Source organism: Streptomyces chartreusis (assembly GCF_008704715.1).
Classification (GTDB): Bacteria; Actinomycetota; Actinomycetes; order Streptomycetales; family Streptomycetaceae; genus Streptomyces; species Streptomyces chartreusis.
In genome coordinates this window covers 9,877,383-9,898,320 of sequence record NZ_CP023689.1, presented here as the reverse complement: position 1 = coordinate 9,898,320, position 20,938 = coordinate 9,877,383, and the positions used below count along the sequence as shown (strand labels likewise).

General features: G+C 68.0%; 15 protein-coding genes. 3 read left to right on the top strand and 12 right to left on the bottom strand.

Going from position 1 to position 20,938, the window contains the following annotated elements; translation table 11 throughout:
• The first annotated feature begins 24 nt into the window (after positions 1-24).
• Positions 25-651: a TetR/AcrR family transcriptional regulator gene (locus CP983_RS43625; protein WP_208852853.1), complete on the top strand. Its 627-nt coding sequence runs from the start codon at positions 25-27 to the stop codon at positions 649-651.
• A 42-nt stretch (positions 652-693) separates the two neighbouring features.
• Here CP983_RS43625 and CP983_RS43620 read toward each other — a convergent pair whose 3' ends face one another.
• The 11 genes from CP983_RS43620 to CP983_RS45300 all read right to left on the bottom strand — a co-directional run bounded on the left by CP983_RS43620 (position 694) and on the right by CP983_RS45300 (position 13,284).
• Positions 694-939, bottom strand: coding sequence for a hypothetical protein (locus CP983_RS43620; RefSeq protein ID WP_150506224.1), 246 nt, complete (start codon positions 937-939; stop codon positions 694-696).
• A 162-nt stretch (positions 940-1,101) separates the two neighbouring features.
• Positions 1,102-2,409 (bottom strand): glycoside hydrolase family 18 protein, encoded by a 1,308-nt coding sequence (locus CP983_RS43615; protein ID WP_244364968.1) that lies wholly within the window; start codon positions 2,407-2,409, stop codon positions 1,102-1,104.
• Between the two features lie 196 nt (positions 2,410-2,605).
• Entirely contained in the window at positions 2,606-2,830 is a 225-nt protein-coding gene (locus CP983_RS43610) for a hypothetical protein (RefSeq protein ID WP_150506220.1), read from the bottom strand.
• Positions 2,831-2,880: 50 nt separating this feature from the next.
• Positions 2,881-4,788 (bottom strand): RNA polymerase sigma factor, encoded by a 1,908-nt coding sequence (locus CP983_RS43605; RefSeq protein ID WP_167537859.1) that lies wholly within the window; start codon positions 4,786-4,788, stop codon positions 2,881-2,883.
• Between the two features lie 323 nt (positions 4,789-5,111).
• On the bottom strand, positions 5,112-6,611 hold the full coding sequence (locus CP983_RS43600) for a caspase family protein (protein WP_150506216.1): 1,500 nt from the start codon (positions 6,609-6,611) through the stop codon (positions 5,112-5,114).
• The gene (locus tag CP983_RS43595) at positions 6,611-6,991 is read right to left on the bottom strand and encodes an effector-associated constant component EACC1 (RefSeq protein WP_150506214.1); all 381 of its coding nucleotides are present in this window, start codon (positions 6,989-6,991) and stop codon (positions 6,611-6,613) included. Before CP983_RS43595 ends, CP983_RS43600 begins: the two co-directional genes overlap by 1 nt.
• 639 nt (positions 6,992-7,630) lie before the next feature.
• Positions 7,631-7,930, bottom strand: a complete 300-nt coding sequence (locus tag CP983_RS43590) for a hypothetical protein (protein ID WP_229915109.1) — start codon at positions 7,928-7,930, stop codon at positions 7,631-7,633.
• A 309-nt stretch (positions 7,931-8,239) separates the two neighbouring features.
• A complete protein-coding gene (locus tag CP983_RS43585) occupies positions 8,240-9,775 on the bottom strand; it encodes a DUF6056 family protein (protein WP_150506210.1) in 1,536 nt (511 codons plus the stop codon).
• Position 9,776: 1 nt separating this feature from the next.
• A complete protein-coding gene (locus tag CP983_RS43580) occupies positions 9,777-10,211 on the bottom strand; it encodes a GtrA family protein (RefSeq protein WP_150506208.1) in 435 nt (144 codons plus the stop codon).
• Positions 10,208-11,203 carry a glycosyltransferase family 2 protein gene (locus CP983_RS43575; RefSeq protein WP_150507271.1) on the bottom strand — a complete coding sequence of 332 codons (996 nt, stop codon included), beginning with the start codon at positions 11,201-11,203 and terminating at the stop codon, positions 10,208-10,210. Before CP983_RS43575 ends, CP983_RS43580 begins: the two co-directional genes overlap by 4 nt.
• Before the next feature lie 1,199 nt (positions 11,204-12,402).
• Positions 12,403-13,284 carry a GNAT family N-acetyltransferase gene (locus tag CP983_RS45300; protein ID WP_425282264.1) on the bottom strand — a complete coding sequence of 294 codons (882 nt, stop codon included), beginning with the start codon at positions 13,282-13,284 and terminating at the stop codon, positions 12,403-12,405.
• 1,021 nt (positions 13,285-14,305) lie between these two features.
• Here CP983_RS45300 and CP983_RS44230 point away from each other — a divergent pair.
• On the top strand, positions 14,306-14,449 hold the full coding sequence (locus CP983_RS44230) for a hypothetical protein (RefSeq protein WP_167537856.1): 144 nt from the start codon (positions 14,306-14,308) through the stop codon (positions 14,447-14,449).
• 43 nt (positions 14,450-14,492) lie between these two features.
• Positions 14,493-16,235 (top strand): MOSC and FAD-binding oxidoreductase domain-containing protein, encoded by a 1,743-nt coding sequence (locus CP983_RS43565; protein ID WP_150506204.1) that lies wholly within the window; start codon positions 14,493-14,495, stop codon positions 16,233-16,235.
• 925 nt (positions 16,236-17,160) lie between these two features.
• Here the strand turns inward: CP983_RS43565 and CP983_RS43560 are convergent.
• Complete coding sequence (locus CP983_RS43560) at positions 17,161-20,934, bottom strand: TIR-like protein FxsC (RefSeq protein ID WP_150506202.1); 3,774 nt, start codon at positions 20,932-20,934, stop codon at positions 17,161-17,163.
• Positions 20,935-20,938 lie beyond the last annotated feature (4 nt).

Sequence of the window (20,938 nt, the reverse complement as noted above, 5' to 3'; positions counted from 1 at the left end):
CCAAGACACACCAGAAGGTTCCCGATGAGACCCGTGACCCGACGCCAGGCCGACCATCACGCCGCACGCTCGGCCGCAACCGTCGCCCAGGTCATGTCCACCCTCCAACGGCTCCTCGACTCCGGCGAAACCTTCTCCGAAATCAGCGTCCAGCGCATCCTGGAAGAGGCCCGGATCTCCCGAGCCACCTTCTACGCCCACTTCCCCAGCAAGTCCGACGTCCTGATACGACTCACCAACGACCTGCGGGAGTCTCTGCTGGCGCTTGCGCAGCAGTGGAATCCGTCCGCCGGCCCCGAGGCGCTCGCCCAGTTCTTCGAAAAAGTGATCACCATCCACCGGACCCACCAGAGCGTGATCACCGCAGTCCGCGAAGCCGCCGCCTACGACCCCACCATCGACGACTTCTACACCACCGACCTCGAAGCCTTCGACGAAACAGCCCTCCAGACCCTCCTCGCCGACCAAGCCGCCGGACTCACCCCCACCGACCTCGACGCCCCCTGCGCCAGCCGCATCATCGTCTGGGGAGGCGCCCAAGCCATCGCCCACCACATCCGCACCGACAACGGCACCAACGACACCACCTTCGCCCACGAACTCGCACACATCTGGTGGCACGGCGCCTACCGCCGCCCCAACACCACCTAAACAACAGCCCCGGTCGGCCTGTCGACCGGGGCTCTTCGCGTCTCAGCCCTGCCCGTCCCGCGTGAAGAGGACCTCGGGCTCCCCGATCCAGCGGTATGACCAGTCCAGCTCGGCCGTGACCTTTTTGATGCTCCCCTCGGGAAGCTGCTCGGTGGCTGCCGCCAGGGCCGCTTCGGCGGCTGCCCTGTAGGCCGCCCTAACCCTGGCCTCGCTCACCGTGGAGTTGGCAGTCTGGAGGTCGAAGTCGAGGGTGATTGTCAGGTGCTTCGGCGCGGGATCCTGTGCCATGGTGCCTCCCCCTTGATGACGTACAGGATCGTCAGCATCGGCTCGGTGCCCGATCACTGCTATCGAACAACCTCAATACCTCTGTGTAGATGTGCTCTGACAAAAATGTGGTGCGGGCCCGGCGCGCATCGTGTGTGCCGGGCCCGGTGGGTGGGTGGTGGGTCAGCGCTGACCGTTGAGCCCCTTGTCCACCGCTGCTGTCAGTTCACCGTCGGCTGTGTCGCCGTCCATGGACCAGAACATCGCGCCGCCGAGCCCGAGCTTGCGGATGTACGCCGACTTGGTCCTCAGCACCCGCGGGTCGTCATACGTCCACATCGTGGTGCCGTCGAAGATCCACGCGCTGCCGTTCCAGCGGTCCCGGTACACGGTGTACGTCCCCGAGGCGGCCAGGCCCTTAAGGACCTTGTAGTCCTCGTAACCGTCCGCGTACGTACCCTTCGCCGGCCCCGTGGCGGGCTGGCCAAGGCCATCCCCGCCGCCGCTCACGCCGGTCCAGCCCTGCCCGTAGAACGGCATGCCGACCACCAGCTTGCGCGGCTGGGCTCCCCTGCGCACCCAGTCACGGACCGTCTGGTCCACGCTGAAATCGCCCGGGGCGAAAAGCGCCGACTGCTGGGCCGTCGTGGCCTGGCCCGACACGTGGTAGTCGTACCCCTGGAGGTTGACGAAGTCGAAGTCCCGCATGATCCGCGGGATGTCGAACCCTGCGTCGATCGCGTTCGGCGCGGCCGGCACGAACGCCGTGAGGTCGTAGTGCCTGGCCTTCTTGCCACGCGGCGCCTGGCTCTTCGCGTAGGCGTCAAGCTGCCTACGGAACTCGTGCACCAGGGCGGTGAAGTTCTTCTTGTCCTCGGGCCGGTAGACAGTGTCCGTGTCACCCTGCGAGCCGGGCCACTCCCAGTCGAGGTCCACGCCGTCGAACAGCCCGGCGGCCGAGCCTGCGCCACCGCGTGGACCGTCGACCGGCAGGTTGCCCTTGATGTACAGGTCGATGCAGGACGATACGAACTCCTTGCGCGATTGCGCGGTCAGCGCGGCGTCGGAGAAGTGCGTGGACCAGCTCCAACCGCCCAGCGAGATCAGCACCTTGAGACCCGGGTGCTTCGCCTTGAGTTCACGCAGCTGGTTGAAGTTGCCGGCGAGCGCCTGCGTGTCGGTGTCGGCGACGCCGTCCACGGAGTTCTCGGCGTCGAGCGGGCGCGCGTAGTCGGCCCAGGCATCGGCCTCGCCCGGCACGTTACCGGTGAAGCACTCTCCCTCGGCGTTCACATTGCCGAAGGCGTAGTTGAGGTGCGTCAGCTTGGCCGCCTGACCGCTCGTGTCCAGGTCCTTGACCTGGAAGTCGCGACCGTAGACGCCCCACTGCGTGAAGTAGCCCACCCGCTTTCCGTACTTGGCCGTGGCGGAATGCGACTCGGTTGCGAGAGCCGGTCCCGCCGCAGGGGCGAGCACAGCGAGCATGGACATTGAGCAGGTGGCAACAGCCAGTCTTCTCAGGGGTATTCGCATGCCCGGAAACGTATTGGTATGGACCATTGCCGTCAAGTGCGGTCAGCCATGGGCGAGTTACAGAGCCACTCCCGACCGCACGCTGGTTGCGCACACTCGGCGTACTCCTGAGGGCGGGCCACCTCATGCCGGCGACCCGCCCCCGTGGTGTGCCTCAGCGGATGAGGGTCCGCAGTACCGGAACGCTGCCTCCGGCACTCAGAGCGCCGGCGAGGACCGCGCCCGCGGTCGGTGTGCCGTTGAGGAAGGTGAGGCCCGCGACGATCAGGCCGATGACCAGCGCCGTCAGAAGGACGAGGGCGGTGTGCTGGGTGATGAACGTGCCGGGCGGGCAGTTCTCGGGTGGGACCGGTGGCTCGGGAGAGGGTACGGACGTCACGTGCTGCTCCGGGGTGGTGGATCTGGATGGGTGTCTGGGCAGACGGGTGGTCAGCCGGGTTCGCCGCACTCGTAGAGCGGCAGGGTGCCGAGGTCGGCGTCGGTACGGTTGCCGTTCGTGTCCTTCGCCCAGGCGGTGAGCCGCAGCTGCACCGTTTCCAGGGCTTTGGGGCCGGTGCGGTAGGCAGGGACGTCGAACCGGACTGCGTCGCCGTCGGCTACACCGGTGCTGGATTCGTAGGTGCCGTCGGTGGGGTGCTCAATGGAGAGGAGCAGGCGGTAGACGCCCGACGGGTCGGATGCGGCCACCCACACGCTGTAGGTGGTGGGGGTACCGCCGGGACCGCAGGTCTGCATGAGCGAGCCATGATGGTCCACAACCTCCTGGCCGACAGCACTCGCGCTGATACCGGCCAGGCTGACGCTGGGGCCGGTGACGTCCTCCGGCGGGGCGACGACCTCGCCCTCTTCCAGACGGATTTCGCCGTCCCCGCCGTTTTCATCACCGCTGATCCCGTCACCGCCGTTCTCATCGCCGCCGTCACCGCTGTCCCCGTCGCCGCCACCACCGTGGCGGCCGCTGCCGGTGTCGCCGCTGCTGCGGTCGCCGTCCTCACGGCGGTCGTTTCCGCCGCCGGCGCTGCCGTCCTGGCCCCGGTCCCGGCCGCTGTCGGCATCACCCTTGGCCCTGCCGGCGTTGCCGCCCTCAGCGGCAATGCCGTTCGAGTCGCCGCCCAAGTCGTCACCGTCGGCCTGCTCATGGCCGCCGGGGCCGGCGAACGCTCCCACTCCGGGAACCTGTCGAAGGCTCGGCAGGCTGATGCCCGCGCCGCTTTGGTCGGTCAGGACAACGGTGATGAGTGAGGCCAACAAAGCCGCCCCGGCCGCCTTGGCCACACGGCGCGCCGGCCGGCGCCGCGGCACTGCGCGGGGGCCGCCGGTGAACGGTCCCCTGGAAGGGGGCGGGGTGTACCGGCGGGTGACCGTCCGGCGGGCGCCGCCAGCCGGGGCGTCGGTGTTCTGCCGCGTCTGCGTCTTCTTCTGGTGTCCCAGGCGTACTTCGGCGCAGACCTGCTGCATCCGCTCGCGCAGCTCCGGCGAGGGCGCGAAGATCACGAGACCCTCGTAGGGAAGCCGCAAGGACGCGTGCTGCTCCTCCTGGCGCTCGCAGTGGCGGCACCTGCTCTGCCCCTCCTTCTCCAGGTGCAGGGTCACCTTGTCCACGACGCTCTGGGTGAGCCACTCCTGCTTCGTGACCGCCCTCTTCTCCGCTTCGGTGAAGATGCGTTCCAGTTCGGCGCACCGGCGTTCCTGCGGCCACATCCGCAACACCCGCAGCACGGCTCGGGCCCGTCGGCAGGCCCTCTGCCGGCGCTTTTCGTACGCGTGCACGGACACGCCCAGCCCGGCCGCCTCATCGCTTGCACTCGCCCCGTCAGCCAGGCGGGTGATGAGCAGCTGCTCTTCCGGCGTCAGTAAACGCTTGACGTCCTGCCAGGTCCTTCGCGCCGCCAGCTCGCCCTCGGCCGGCTCAGTGGACGAACCCGGTGGCACGGCCTTCAGCTCGTGCGGGTCGGCCGCCCATACCTCGCGCCACGTCCGGCGGTAGGCCGACACCGCACGGCGGTCGACGTAGGTCCGCAGCCATCCACGAACGCTTTCGATCTCCTTTCCGGTCATCGCCAGTTCGTAGAACGCCTCGATGACGACGTCCTCGGCCGGCTGGCGTCGCCCCAGCCGCTGCCATGCCACGGACATCAGTCCGTTCCCGAAGCGCCTCAGCAATGTGTTCCAGGCCAACCAGTCCCCCTGACGCACGCACGCCACCAGGACCCGCTCGGCCTCCAGACTGTCGGCGCGGTCCGGGCCGTCAAGCTGGTCGACGACACGCGTCCGGACTTCCTGGTCCCCTCGGATGAACTGCTGGACCAGACTGCGTTGGGCATCGTTCAACGCCATCACTTCACTTTCCCGCCCACCCGGCGGCATCGTGCACGGCCGGCCCCTCCGTCGAGGCCCTTCACTAAGAAGTCGCACCGGCGGGCCAACCCCGGACACCCGACTTTTCCGCCGCCGCTCCCGGCCTCGCCCCACTCCCCGGCGCCCATCATCGCGGCCCGCCCCACCCCCAGGGCGCCACTATCCGCAATCGCGATACTGCAGAGAGCAAGGACACGTATGAGGGCACACACCCATCCACGTCCACCGGTCAGAACCCCCACCCACGCCCACCAGCCGCATCCAGCGCAGACAGTTGCTGGTCGGCGGTTCCTACCGGAAGATCACGACGACCGCGGGTAGTCCGAGGCCGGTCGTCCTGTCCTCAGCGTCGGATCGAGAGTCTCGTGAGGCGCAAACCGGCTGAGCACGGAGAGCAGTTCGGCACTCTCGTAGCCGAACCAGCCGTAGGGACACAGGGGAAGCAGCTCAGGCGTTCGGCGCGCCGCGCGAGGCAGCACGATCCGCACATGTCTGCTCGCGAGCGACGAGTCGAGGAGCAGTTCGAGATAGAGCCCGTCCCGGGTCGGGTGAACCGAGCGGATGGCCGACCAGGGCACGTGGATCCATAGCCCGAAGCGCTCGATGTAGATCTCCCGAGGACCGATGCACACAGCATCGGGCGGATGCCGTAGCCGCCGTTCATGGCGCACCATCGTCACGAGATAGCCGACGGCCAGGATCGACGTGAAAATGCCCAGAAACGGCCAGGTGTCAGGCACCGCCATCGCTTCCACGCACGCCGCCGAGACCAGGTACGCGCACAGTACGTACAACAGCGTCTTCAGGCAGCCACGTGCAAGGGGACGCCTGCCCAGGGGCTCCTCGCTTCGCAGCACGACCGCGCTCTGCGCCGCCAGCTCACGCTGCAGGACGGCGAGCCGCACCTTCCGCAGCGGCTTACCCGCGACGGCGCTCAGCACACCAACCCGACGCCTGCCGCCCTTGTCCGAAACAGCAGGAGGTACCGGGGCCGGCTGCTGCAGCGCGGACGCTGGAGCTTGATGCCGCCCGCTACCACAGTCATCCTCCTCGTTGGCCGGGTCCGTTCTGCGCACCGCGCGGTTGTGGGCCAGCACGATGCCGTGTCCGGCATTGCGCGCCCGCTGCTGCGGGACCGGACGTCCCTTGGCAGACAGTTCACGCCGCACCTGCCAGAAGAGCGTGTCCATGGTCAGTAACGCACCAGCACCAGGAACCCCTTCGGCGAGCACCTTCACCAATTCGCCCGTGAACGCCGTATACCGCTCCCCTGCGGGAGCCCAGGCGAGCTTGGTCTCAGCCGAGGCCGTCATCAGATAGGTGCCGTCGGCCCTCGCCTGATCCGCCAGGTCGGGTACCACCCCCATGTGCCCCTGCAGCGCACGCCCGCTGTAGCAGCAGTCCAAGATCGCCACACGGCTGGTGGCGGAGCACGTGTCCACCAACTCATGCCGGAGAAGGCCGTAATCGACCGCCCGGTACAACCTCCCCGGATCCGATCCAGGCAGGGCCAGGTGCAGATCCGCCTGTGAGGAGATCAGCCCGTGGCCCGCGAAGTAGACAACAAACGCGTCCCGCGCCAGGGCAGCAGCCTCATTGACTACGTCGAGGACCTCATGACTGGTCTGTGGGTTGTACAGCACCGCACAGTGATCAGCGGGCAGCCCCCACACTGTGGTGTCTTTGAGCAACTCAGCGAGTTGAGCAAGGTTGTTACGGACCGCCGGCAGCGACTCCAGGACCTCGTAGTCACCCACCCCGATCAGCACAGCACGAGAACTGAGCGGGTCCGGCAACCCCATCACTCAGTCCCAGGGTCGTGTTGCACCGCAGCCCCCGCCGACGGCAGGGAACGCAGCACGCTCACAATGCGCTGCACCGACTCCTCAGAGCCATCCCGGACCGTGACCGACACACCGTCGACCGAGACAGTCACCGGCGGGGCCTCGGGGCGGGCGCTGCGCCATGCGGCATACGCCAAGGCGAGATTCAGGGCTGCGATTCCCTGTCCGAGAACCAGATCGATGACCTCGATCGCTCCCATGGTCCCGCTCACGTGCTGAGCGGGCACCAACTGCACCTCTCCATGGCGCCTGACGTCATCGTCCAGCCGCAGCCATCGGTAAAGGTCGCGGACCGTCACGCCGCTCTCGTCCGCCGGGACACTGATCCGAATCTGCACGACACACTCCCCCAGTTGGACTGGCCCAACTGCATGGAGAACGACATCGCGACGGTCACGCAACGGCGAAGAGCCCTGCGGAGAGCGTCCTGGAGTAAGAATCAGTCAGGGGCAGCAGCTGTGAGCCCACCCCGAGTCGCCCCGATTTGGGGTTTCCCGTGGCAAGGCAGCCGCACTGCTGAAGGAGGCCCGCCAGCAATCCGACCGGCCCTCCCCCCAACAGCGAAATGACGGTGGAGCGGCCCCTGTTAGAAGCTGCCCGTACCACCGCAGCAGGCAATCGTCGCGGTCTGGTCAGCGCCGGCGAACGGCGCCACCGCGAACACGACCGCCACCGCCACAAACAGGCCCAATACGGCTTTGAGCATTGTCTCCTCCTGTGAATACCGGGATCCGGCGCCGCCGGCAGCAGTGCCTGCGACTGCTGCGAGGGTAGGTTCGCACCAACTGCGGCGCTCCTGGCACATGTCAGGAGCGCCCGAACGGCGTGTTCCTGTATCGCTGACGGCAGCAGCCACCGAGACAGGCACTCATGGACAAGCACCCTCTGGCGACCGGCTTCACCGCCGCCGGCCCCATCGCACGATAAAGAAATGGTGTCTCAGCAGGCCCCGTGGATGACGAGGGCAAAATGCGTCGTCAGTGGCGGCCGGTCATGAACACCGAACGCATCGTGAGCCGGTCCGTGGCGGGATTCCCGTGCGGGCACAGCGTCCAGGAGTCCCCAGTGCAGTACGGCTCGGTGAACACCATCACCCACTCGTCGGTGTCGTTGTGCGGGGCGAACGCGAGCTCGGAAGAACCCGGGTCCGCCACCTCCGGCAGGGCGATGCAGCCGGGGCTGGCCGGGTCGTGCAGAGTGGCCGACTGCGGTGTGCCGTCGAGACCGATGTAGTGGCAGGAGAAGTCACCGGTGGCGGCGCTCGCCGAGACCGGCACGAAGACGAGGAGCGCGAGCGCGCCGAAGGTGGCGCCGCCGGTTCCTTCCTCGCGGGGAATGGGCTCGTTCCCGACGGCTGAACACCGGCCGCCGGAAACGGGCCAGAACCTGCTCCTCGCTGCCGGAATCCCAGGCTGCCCTGGAGTCTCCTCTGGAGGACTGGACGCTGCTCATCGGCCCCAGGCGATCAATGAGTTCCGCGCCACCAGGCTGGGCATCGGCGCCGAGGATCTGACGCGCGAGACGTACATGGGCGCAGTTGCCGCTGCGCGTCCCCTGAAGCCCTTCGTGGCCGGTCACGTTGAGCATCATCGGGTGCCCCGACCTGTAGGAGCGGCTCCGCGGCCGGGCAGGTCGACGGCGTGGGTGACCTTTTCCAGGTGGTAGTAGTCGGCGACGCACTGCGCCGGCCACACCTTGCGCCCCCCGTTGCTGAACGGCTCCAGCATCTTGGACACCGGGAGCGGTTTGTACGGTGCCACGGTCGCGCCGTGCTCCGCCTGCTCGCGCAGGTATCGGTCCTGTTGGTCCCAGTTCGCGGCCCGCACCCGCATATCTTCGCCGAGTCCGTGCAACGGAACGAACAGGGCCAGTACGGCGGCGGTGCACACTGCGGCGGCTGCGGTCGCGCTCACGGTGACTCCGGTGCGGCGGCCACGGCGGCGCACCGCTCGGCCCGCAAAGGCGCCGGCTGCGGTCAACACGAAGATGTAGGGCAGGAGATAGTCGTTCCAGGTGCGTTCCGTGGTCACCACCCTCGCCCCGAAGACGGGATACGTGATGACGGTGCAGAGGTATCCGGACACCAGGACAGTGATGGCCCCAAGGGCCGTGAGCAATAACGGCCGGTACGGCAGGAACACGCCGTGCCGATCGGTCCTGCCTCGGACGAGCAGGCCGATCAGCACACCGACCGCGATCGCAGCGAGGTACTGCCACGTGGTGAAGACGGTCTCCAAGATGCGTACGTATCCGCGCAGGGAGTTCATGAGGCTGTCGGGGGCGAGCATGGATGTCCGGTCGGCGTCGTAGCGCGTGCGGCGGGTGCGGAATCCGGGAGAGGTCACCAGCAGGAGTGTGCCGATGCCGATACCGGCCATCGCGGTCAGCGACCAGGCCCGGACGAAGCGTCGTAGCCTCGGCACGACTATGTGGTGGGCGGACAGCACCAGAACCGACAACGTCACGAGGGCGACAACCGAGGCCTCTTCGGAGAGCGTGCCCATGAAGACGCCGACCGCCAGCGCGGTGGCCAGGGCGATGTAGCGCCCACGGCTGCCACGGGCCCGCAACAGCGGGATCACGGCCGCGCACGCCAGCACGGGTGCCAGGGTGTGCGAGACGGAGGCCGCGGGCCAGTAGAACGTCTTGTACGTGTTCGGAGTCGCGAAGAGGAAGACCGCTGTCATCGTGGAGGCGGCCAGGAGTGCCGTGCCCGGGGGTGCCTCCACAGCGGCGGCGCGCAGGAGTTGGGCGGTCACCGTCCACAGCAGCGCCAGCATGATCACGCCGCTGACGGTCGCGAACCATTGGTGTCCGGCGACGGGGAATTGGGCGTACAGGCCGACGAGCAGTCCATTGCCGAGACGCCCGTTGTCGGTGAAATAGAAGGTGCCAATCAGGCCGGTGATGCCGTGGTCGCGAACATTGGGGATGAAGCACCACTCGTCCGCGCTGGGGCGGACGTGGCGGCCTAACCATGACGCCATCGCGAGGAGAGTGAGCGGTGGCAGGGACAGTGCCGACAGGCGGAGTGTGCGCCACCGGGTCATCGAAGTCCGTCGGGGACCGCCGGGGTCGATGGATGACTTGGTACGGGGTGCGCTGGTCGCCTCGATGGTCATGTCACCGCTGCCCTTCGTGCGTGTGCGGTCGGATGGTCCCAGCCGCGGGCGGCGTGAAGGGCCGACCTGCGGTGATGGCCCAGCGGGCCACGAGAAAGGAGAGCGGTGTGGCCAGCAGGCCGGCGACCAGGGCGGCAACGTTCTCGTTCATGCCCAGTACTCTCACCGCCAGATGAAGCACGACGCCGCTCGCCACGACATTGACCGCACCCGACAGGGGATACCGGGCGAAGCCCCTCCAGGTCGGCTTGGTGCGCAGGGTGATCCAGGAGTTGAGTAGGAAGGAAGCGCTCATCGCGACGGCGTAGCCCACGGCATGCGCCGCCAGATAGGGCAGCCGGAGGTTCACGGTGATGTACACGGCGTAGTAGATGGCCGTGTTGACGACACCGATCGCGGCGAAGGATGCGAATTGCCTGAGTCCGCGTGCGTTCATGAATGCAAGGGCGCCTGTGCGATCGGTTCGAGGCCATGGGCGAGGGTGGGGGCGGTGGTGGTCGCCTCGTCGGATTCGTCGGTCTCGCTCACGACATAGTGCGGTCGCCGTTTGGACTCGTGGTAGATGCGGCCCACGTATTCGCCCACAACGCCGAGGGTGGCCAGGTGCAGTCCGCTGAGTCCGACGATGACCGTGACTAGGGTCGCGTAACCAGGGGTGTCCACACCGTGGAGTACGACGTTCGCGATGATCCACAGGGCGTAGCCCAGTGCGGCCAGGAATAGCCAAAGACCGGTGTGGATCGCCATACGCAAGGGCCGGCTGTTGAAGGAGAGCAGGCCGTCGATGCCGTAGTTGAGCAACCGACGTCCTCCCCACTTGGACTGCCCGGCCGCTCTCTGCACATTGGTGTAGGTGAAACTGACGGCCTCAAAGCCGATCCAGGAGAAGAGCCCCTTGGAGAAACGGTTGCGCTCAGGTAAGGAGAGCACGGCATTCACGGCGCGGCGTGACAGCAGCCGGAAGTCGCCGGCGCCGTCAGCCACCTCGACTTCCATGAAGCGCCGGACCATGCGGTAATAGGCGCGGCTGAACGCCGTGCGGACAGCTCCTTCTCCGGTGCGATCGCGCTGGGCCACCACCTGGTCGCTGCCGCTCTCGTACAAGTCCAGCATCTGAGGGACGAGCTCGGGCGGATGCTGGAGGTCCGCGTCCATCAGCACCACCGCATCACCGCGGGTCATACGGAGACCGGCGAGCATCGCCGCCTCCTTGCCGAAGTTGCGGCTAAAGGATGTGTAGCGCACCCGGGAGTCCGCTGCCGCGAGGAATCGCAGGCGCGCCCCTGTCACATCGCTGCTGCCGTCATCGACGTAGCAGATCTCGAAAGGTCTCCCCGTCGGCTCCAGAGCCTCGACCAAGGCCGTGTGAAAGGCGTCGATCACCTCGCTTTCGTTGTAGCAGGGGACGACGACGGAGACTTGGGGCACTTTCATGCGGGTGGTTCCTCTTCGCTTCAACCGGCGCCGGCAGGCATCTGGTGATGCGCGTCAGTGCCGTCGGGTTTGGCTTTGAGTTCTTGCCGCTTCGAACAGCACGTCGCAGGCGAACTGCCACTGCGCGGCGATGGCCGACCGTGTACAAAGCCGGTCGGATCACGCCGCCCGCCCGTTTCCGAGTAGTCGGCGCGGCGCGCCTGCTGGGCCTCATGTGGGCTGAAGGCAGCAAGTTCGGGTGTGAGGGTGCGCAGCCAGGCCAGGAGCGGTCGGCGGGGCCCAGCGTTGCGGCGGGTCGGCTGCACGCAGCCCGCGTCGTCGCCACTGCGTCTGGCAGCGGTAGACCTGCTGCCGGTACATGATCTGGCGGACGTAGGACTCTGGTTCGTCGAGACAGTACTGCGGTCGTCACCAGTGCTGACGACCGGTGCGCCGCCGACTTGTGGAATACGTCCTGCGCCTCGGCATCCATCGCCACCTTGCTTCCACGGGCCGATCCTGCGCGTCGGCTCCTCCATTCCTAAGGACAAGCGTGGAGGTACTCCGCTATGCCGCTGAACGCGTGAAATCTCAGAAATGATCTGCCGGGCATTGCGCCAAGGACGTCGGCGGGGAGACGTGGGTGCCGGCAACGCACGGCCCGCACCTGAGTTGCGGCGCCCGGCGATAAGGAGCGCCTCACCGCAGTTCACCCGCCATTTGGCCAGTGAGATCCGGCCCAGTGCCTGAGCCGAGCAGCTGCCGGACGTCGTCACCGAGGAAAGAGAAGTGGCGCACTCGGTCAGGTTGAACCCGCAGCGCCTCGCGACCGCGATGGCCTGTCCCCTACTCAGGGTGCGCGCGCCCAGGGGTGAGCCTGACCGGGGCCCTCTACCCGGGATTGGATGCCCCGGCCGTGCAAGGTGCTGAGCGGTTCGATGGGGAACGCGCCGCGCTCGCGTACTGCTCCAGGAACGGACACGCTCCCGGGCCGTACGGATCCGCCCATCCTCGAAAAGGCCCGGAGGGAAAGCAGCAAAAGCCCTCAATGTGATCCAACTCCCTGCTTGGGTAGATCAGTTGAGGACGACAGTCCTGGGTTCCAGGGGCACGAGGAGGGCCAGCCCATGGCCATGGGGGATCCGCAGAGTCGTATTCCGGCCTATCCCGGCGTCGACCGGTTCATCGAGGCATTCGACAGACTGGTGGTCCAGTCACGGCGCACCCGTAGCCGAGTGCCGGTCGTACTCCTTCACGAGCCCGAGGGCGGGGATGCGGGACGGCGGATCGTTTCCGGACTGCGATCGCGGATGCGCGGGCGCATCGAGGTGCTCGCCCCTCACGCGTACATCCCGCAGATTCCTGACGGCGCCGATCCACCGCCGCTCGAGCTGTTCGAGCTGCTGACCAACCAGCTCAAGGAGACCATGCCGCCCGGCACCGGTGAACTGCGGCTGCACAGCTACCGGTTGCTGCGCTCCGTCGTCACCGCTCCTGCCTTCGACGGGCTCAGGGAGCACCGCCACACCGAGCTGCGCAACCACTGCTACGCACAGCATCGCGCCTGGTCGCGTACGGCACAGACGCTGTGGTGGCTCGGCGGGCGCGACCAGGCCAGCGGCGGGACGCTGCTGGAGCTGCTGTGGAACTTCGTCGCCGGTCCGCTGTTCCAGCGGCTGCCGCGCGCCGTCTACGGCCGGCGGATCAACCGGCACATGCTGGGACGGGCGCGGAGCCGTCGCTGGTACGCGCGGTGGGTTCGGCAGCAGCAGGGCAGCCCGCCCACGGACTTCTTCCGCTCCGCGCTCGACCTCGTCCACATAGCCCAGACGCTCATAGAAAGGGACGGACAAGGGACTGCGGGCGAAGGTATCGAGTTCGATCGTCGCTGTGTCCCGACTCATGGCCCAGTCCTCGACAGCCTCCAGCAACCTGCTTCCAACACCACGGCGATGATCGGAAGCTCGCACCATGAGCGCATCGACCCACACGCTCGACTGAGTGCGGTCGCGATCGAACTGTCCCTCCGGCGGCCCGGCCGCGGCATGCAGCCTCGCGGCGATGTAACCGACTACCTCGCCAGACGCTTCTGCCACCAGCCGACACTGCTCAGGACGCACCGGCGTGGGCAGTATCCGCTCGAAAGTCGTCGCCACATCACCTGACGGTATCTGGAAAGGTCCGGATACAAGGCGGCGTAATACCGCCCGCTGTCGAGCCACGCAACGGCGATGCCGCGCTCGTCACCAGCCCGGGCGGGTCTCACCCTCAGGATCGTCTCGTCCATCCGACCAGTCTGGCCCGTCCTCGGCCGGCGGGAAGGGTGAGATCACGTGCATCCTGAGCATCGGCGCTACGGTGTTGGTGCCCATCAGCGTGCCTCAGGTCCCTCAAGCAGGATGACCTGCAAAAGGGTCTGTAGCACGCGCCCTCCGTCGACGGTTTCGAGCACACGCTGGAACGCTCACGGGGCTGACGACTGGCCTTCTCGATCAGCTGGATGTCACCGGTACGCGTTGTACGTGCGGGACTACGCGGCGCCGATCGGCCGGCGACTGGCGTTGGCAAACCCGGCGGCCCTGAGCGCGACCACCAGCCAGAACGGCAACAGATATGAGGTCGGCTTCGCGGAGGAGTTCTGGAAGCCGTGCGCGCCCACTCGGCACAGCAGAGATCGACCAATCGCCGACTATGCCGGCAACCTCCCGCCGTACGCCAAGCTGCATGCTGATCGGCGGGAGAGCCGGAGTGCCCGTGCTCACGGTATGGGGCCGCAACGGAGATCTTCGTTCCCGAAACGACGCTCGCCTTCGCCGAGGACGTGGCCGTCGCCGAGATCTCGCTGCTCAGCGGCGGTCATTCCCTGCTCGAAAACCGGACGACAGGGCTATCCTGACAATACGGGCCACTTGCTCCAAGAGGCAGTGGGCCGGTTCCTGGGACATCCGCTCCACCAGCCAGCATCTCGTTGTCCGTATCGGCGATCAGGTAGTCGCTGCCAGCGAGCGCTCTCTGGTCATGTACGAGTGCGGATGCTGCTACTACGACATCGGCGGCGGGAACCGTGCCACGTGGTCGTACGAGGATGCCTGGGACGAGGTGGGCCGTGTCTGCGGGATGGTGTCTTTAGAGCCGGACGAGATCGAGGTCTCCCTCGGCGGCGTGCGGCTGAGGCTGGAGTCCGGGCAGAAGGTGGTCTCGCACGGCGTGGACCGCAACCTCGACCTCAACCTCGACGAGGCACGAGACCCCGGCAAGTGAGCACGGATGATCGTGGCGGCGCCCTGGTGCGGAAGGAGATGCCATGCCGTCTTTGCTGTCGGTGAATGTCGGGATGCCCAAGAACGTGCCGTGGCGGGGTCGAACCGTCTACACCGGTGTCTGGAAGTATCCGGTGCGCGGGCCGGTCATGGCGCGGCGTCTGAACCTCGACGGCGACGGCCAGGGGGACAAAGCCGGCCACGGTGGGGAACAGCGGGCAGTCCTCGTCTATCAGATCGACTCCTACCGGCACTGGCAACGCCACCTGCGCCGGGACGACCTGGAGTACGGCCAGTTCGGTGAGAACCTCACCGTCGAAGGCCTCGCGGACGACGAGGTCTGCATCGGCGACCGATTCCGCATCGGCGAGGCCGAGTTCGAGGTCACCCAGCCACGCGTCACCTGCTACCGGGTGGGGCTGCGCATGGGAGAGCCCTCTCTGCCTGCCCTCTTGGTGAGCCATCACCGTCCAGGCTTTTACATGCGCGTCCTTCGAGAGGGCCGCATCCAGGCGGGCGACGACATCATCAAGATCAGTTCCGGGCCGGGAGCGCTGAGCGTGACCGATACGGATGCGCTGCTCTACCTGCCCGACCGGGATATCGAAAAGCTGCACCGCGCTGTGCGGATTCCCGCGCTGAGCCCTGGCTGGCTGGGGTCCTTCCAGGAACTGCTCGCGGCGGCGGAGCACGGGGGCGCGGCGGCGGAAGCCACGGGTGGCGAACCGGCCTGGGAGGGATTCAGGGGTCTGCGGGTCGCCTCGGTGGTGCACGAGACCGCCACGGTTTCCTCGATACAGTTGGCCGCCCCGGACGGCTCGCGGCTCCCTCCTGCCCGCGGTGGGCAGCACCTGACGCTCCGCGTTCCCGGGGCCGCGGATCCTGCGCCGGTACGCAGCTACTCTCTGTCCTCGGCCGCCGTGGACGGCCGCTATCGCATCAGCGTGAAGCACGAGCCTCGTGGCGTCGCCAGTACGTACCTGACGACCAAGCTTCGGCCAGGGGCCACGGTCGACGTCGCAGCCCCCCGAGGGGACTTCGTGCTCAAGCCGGGCACGGCTCCCGTTCTCCTCGTCTCCGCCGGCATCGGGCTGACTCCGGTGCTGGCGATGCTGCACGAACTGTCAGAATCCCGCAGCGAGCGTGAGGTCTGGTGGATCCACAGTGCCCGGAGCTCGCAGGAACACCCGCTGGCGGCCGAGGCGCACGCCTTGATCGGCTCGCTGCCACACGCCCGGGAGTTCATCTTCTACAGCGGTGCCGCGTCCGCTTCGAGGACGACCGACGGCGACATCATCCATGCCCGCCTGAGCAAGGACGCCGTGATCGCTCTGGGGGTGCCGCGCGACGCCACTGCGTATGTCTGCGGGCCGGCCTCCTTCATGTCCGCTGTGAAGGACGCCCTGTCCGCCGCCGGCCTCGATCCGTCCGCGGTTCATTCGGAGCTCTTCGGCGCGCTGGGTGCGATCACCCCTGGCCTGCGGGAGCAGACTGACCGGCAGCCCCACCAGCCGCCGGGGGCGCCGGGTACCGGTCCGGAGGTGACCTTCGCCCGCAGCGGCATCTCCACGCCGTTCCCCGACACCGGCGGCAGCCTGCTCGAACTCGCCGAGGCATGCGATGTCCCGGTGCGCTGGAGTTGCCGTACAGGGGTCTGTCACACCTGCGTGACTCCCCTTCTGACGGGCGATGTCGCCTACGAGACCACTCCGCTGGAGGCTCCCGCCGACGGTGAAGTGCTCATCTGCTGCGCCCGGCCCGACTCCCATGTCGTCCTGGACATGTGAGGGGTTGCAGGCATGATCGCACCAGATCCTTCGCGGCCTGCCGAGGCATCGTCACCGGCTGGCCGTGGGGAGTCCAGGGACCCGGTGTCTGCGACGGTCACACCGCCCTTCAGGCTCGCGCCCCGATCGACGTCGTCCGGCCGCCGAATGCGGTAGCTCCCGCTCCCCCGGGGGAGTCACGCCGCGCGGGCTGCCGTGGGCCGTGGGCCGTGGGCTGCAGTCATTCAGGAGGTTGTACGGCTGGCTCACCCGCAGCTGCTGAGATCCGTCTGCATACCGGGGGCACAGCCGCGGTCGACACAATCGGGCACGTGCCTGACCTGGAAGCTTCGTCGTTCGGATCATCCGGAACCTGGACCATCGAATGTGCTGGGCTTGGGTGCTTGGTGTCAGGAGTGCGTCGAGCACGAGTGGGGCAGCGGGCATGGCGTTCGAGGCCTCGTAGTCGCGGTCGCTCCGATAGGGGCGGTCCCCTTGATGGAAGAGGCGGTAGAGAGTGGTGCTGTCCTAGTCGACCTGGGTGCGCAGATAGAACATGGACTCACTTCTCACCTTCCTGGGGCGTACTGGCCAGGCGAGCGGCGGCCGTGCGGCCGAGGTGTTCGCGAAGGGGCGGGCCGGGCCGGTAGTCGACGACCTCGCTGGGGGCATCGTCCTACCGTCGCTCACCAGGCTGACACCGTCGGCCAGGCGGCTTCGGTGACACTGACCGCCGCGTTGATGTCGCGGTCGAGGTCGGCCTCGCACGCCCCGTAGGTCTGCCGGTGCCGTGGCCGCGGCCGGCTTACCCCGACTGATATCCCGTTACGGGAGGTCTGTCGGACGGCTGTGCAAGGGAATGGACGTGCGGGTTGACCTGTTCGCCTGTCGCAGAGACAGCCCCAGCCCACACCGACACGGTCGAGTCCGCCGAGGGGTTCGTTGTCTAAGACTCCTCGTCCTCGAAGACGTTGTGCAGGCTCTCGAAGAGGCCGGGGTCGCAAGGTGCCAGAGGGGTCGCGTCTGCCGTCCGGACGATCATCTCGGCGATATGCCGGACCCCGCGTTCGTATGCACCGCGCCCGCCGAACTCCATCAGCCCCAGCATGCCTCTGTCCGCGTAGGCACGGCCGAGCTCCTGGCTGGTGTACTGGATGCCCCAGCTGACCGACGGCAGATGTCTGGGATCGGTGGAAGCCCAGAGCACGGGTACGATCGCGGAACTGTGACGGCCACGCAGACGGCTGTCGCGTTCCTGGCGCCGGCCGAAGGCATCCCATTCCATGCCGCACTGGGCGCTCCTGAAGTAACGGGGCGAGTAGAGGGGGACGAATACACTGGCCGTCGCCAACGCTTCCTTCATCGCCTTCTCCCATTCCCTACCTGCGGGCAGCGTAGTGTCGATGAAGCCGAGGGCGTCGTCCGGGGTGTGGGTCAGCTCCGCGAGTTGCCGGACCAGATCGTCGAAGAATCGATGCTCACGGCTGGGCGCCCGCACGCGAACAGCTGGTGTGCGGGCATAGCTCAGATAGAACAGCGGCCCCTGCTTCGGCTGTTTGACGGGCAGTCCGGCCTCGGGCTGACGGTCCCGAACATGCATCACCGCTCCCGGCTTGCCCACCGCCATGAATTCGGCCATGAGCAGCGGCGTGAGGCGCCACTCCGAAACAGTCCCGCGGTCCGATGCCACGATGGAGTGCAGGTTTCCGGCGTTGTCGAAAAGCGCAGCCCCCTTGACGCTGCGTCCCGGCTGCGAGGCGGTAAGGGCCACCGTGCACACCGGCTTCTTCGAGGACCGCCCGGTCGTGTACCAGGCCGCACCCACCACCCGGTTGCCCGGTGGGGAGAGCGGTGGTTCCGGAAGAAGGTGTGCCTCCACTCGCAACATGATGAGCCCTGGCACACTGTCACGCGTCACCACTTGGCCGGCCGAGAAGGCCCGGCCGTCCGGACGATGAATCCGGAACGGCCCGGAGGCCGGGTCAAAGCCGGAGGTCAGCACGGCGTCGGACCGCACGGCGACGCCAGAGGCGACGAAGCCACCGCGCCGAGTGATCCAGACGAGCGAACCCATCAGCTGGCCGACCTCTTTGCGGCCCACCAGGGCTTCCACCGCGAGACTGCCGACTGTCTGACTCTCCTCGTAGAGCTTCGAGACGCAGTGCGCCAGGACCGACACTCGCGTTCCCACGACACCGACGAGATCGGCCAGTTCCTCGCTCCATTTCCACGCCTTGCCCCTGTGCTCGGCAAGCATCGCCCGGAGGTACGTCAGGGCCGACTCGGGGTCGGGATCCGTCAGCTCCAGGTGGTCCGCCGCCGTCGGCCACCATGTCCGATCCGTCGAGGTCACCAACACGCTGCCGTACCCGGTGGGGGGCAGGCACAGCCCCTGCAACTCGACGGGATCGCCGGGATCGGAGGCGAAGGTCGTGGAGTTGACGCCGTCATAGACCAGCAGCCAGCCGGGATGCCGGGTCAGATAGGCACGCAAGTCGGCAAGGCGCCGTGCGGGAATGGAGGGGTTCACCTCTTCGACACGGGGGATTCCCAGGTCGTCGGCGAACCTCGCCAAGTCTCCCAGCAGAGTCTCGCGGCTGTCCGCGCGGATCCATCTGACCATGGTGAAATCCGGGGCCAGACGCTCGGCGCAGTCGGCGGCCAGGACGGTCTTGCCGACGCCCGCCTCCCCCTCGATCACACACGTCGCCCTCATTCGGACGGGATAGCGTGCGCTTCCCGCGCGAGAGCCCTGGAACAGCACCCGCACAACGTCCCTGCTCTCACTGCGGTGCATGTGGAACGGCGGCAGTTCGGGGACCCGGCTTGGCAACGTCTCCGGCGCCCGGGTTGCCTCCAGGTCGCCGCCGACGCCGACGCTCACCTGGACGTTCCCCACGGTCATCGTGACGGTCCTCGACCGAAGCCACGGAAGCAGTCGTCTCCGGCGCCGGGGCTTCTCCCGCTCCTTCGGCACCGGTCCGGCCGGCGGCGGCTCCGACAAAGCCACCGCCCCGCTGTGCCGTCTCGCCAGCTTCGCGGCCACCTCCCGATAGTCACCGCCGACTCCGCCGATGACCACCAGCGCCACTTCCGCGAACGCCCGGCTTCCTTCCGGCAGTTCCAGGCCGTCCAGCCCGCCGTTCTCCTCCACGGCGGTCACGAGCGCGCCGAAGTCGGTGACTCCTCCGAACGTCGCCGCCACCCGCTCGCTCACCCCGTCGATGACCTGCTCCAGCACCAGCAAGGACTCTGTGCGGGTGAGCCGTTCGAGCAAGGTTTCGCGCACCCCGTCGCGGAAGTCATAGAGCACACCGTCCGGGTCCTCGCCGGGCTCGGCCGGACTGCGGCGGACCAGCAGCCCGGACAGGAAGATCTCGGCGAGATGCATGGGTGTGGAGGACGGGATCATGGTGCGCTGGACCAGCCGCATCACGGGCAGGCTCAGCGGAGCGGCGGCCAGCAACCGCAGCAGACCGAACGCCTCCGGCGAGTAGCCCTCCTCGAAGCGCTCGACCCAGCCCGCCGGGGTGTTCGGCACGCCCACCGGATCAGCGGGGCCCGGACGCCTGACGGTCAGCGGTACCGCCCGCAACGGCACCCACTCCACCGTGCGGCCGGACACCAGCCTGGCCCATGGACTCAGCCAGTCGCCCGAGACCTCCACGGTAGGCAGCCAGCGGATACGCGCCCGGTCCTCCGCGCCCGCCCGCCCGCGTGCGACACCCGGCAACGGCCCCGACGACCGTACCTCGATCGCGGCGCGCTGGGCCTCGACGCCTCGCGCCCTCACGGGCATGGCGCGCAACGCCGTGCGGTGCCACAGTCGGCTGGGCAGGACCTGGAGCGCGGCGACCGGGCGCCGGGCGGACCACTCGGCGAGGGCCGCGGGCAACTCCGTGCCGTACCAGGCGGGACCCACACCATCAGTCAGGACCAGCACCGCGCGCCGGCCGGCCGGGTCCGCCAAGGACTGCTTCCAGTGCCGGGTCGGCGATGCGGCCTGCGCTCCTCTCCGAAACGGCGCGAGCGTGGGCTCCGGACCGTCCGTGTTCAGCGCCCAGGCACGTACGTCGGCGAAGGCGCCGTGCCGGGCCAACAAGGTGCGTAACTCATCGGCCAGGCGATGCCACACCGTCATCGTCGTGCCCGTGTCGATCAACAGGTCCACGGAGAAGCGGCGCTCGGTGGCCGGGCGCAGGATCGGCAGGAGCAGGCCGGTGTCGCCGGAAGCCGCCGCGGTCGCCGCCACGTCGAGCGTACGGGAGCGAGCGGATGGCACCCACTGTCGCAGCGGGCGCAGCGCCCGGGTCAGGGCCAGGGCGTCGGCGAGAGCCGGGGGCTGCGCGACGCGGATGGCGTGTGCGCCGCCGGGGCGGACGGGGGCTGCTCCGTGGGAACCGGGGAGGTGAATGCCTGCCAGGGGCTCGGAGTCGGGGAGTGGCGCCGCGGGGATCTCCTCCGGCGGCGGTGGCGCCGCGTCGGCGGGGGGTGCGGGTGCCGTGGGGTCGGCGCCGCTGCGCAGTGAGGACCAGTCGACCGGGTCGAGGCCGCTGAGCCGGGCGATCCACAGCACATCGAGCGCGTCGCCGGCGTCCGGGGCGCCTCCGGTGTCGAGGAGGCGTGCGAGCTCTTCGCGCAGCACGTCACCCTGCCCGACGGACCCGGCCTCCGTCGCGGCTTCCTCGTCCCCCGGCACGGCTCCCGTGGCCCCCGTCACGATC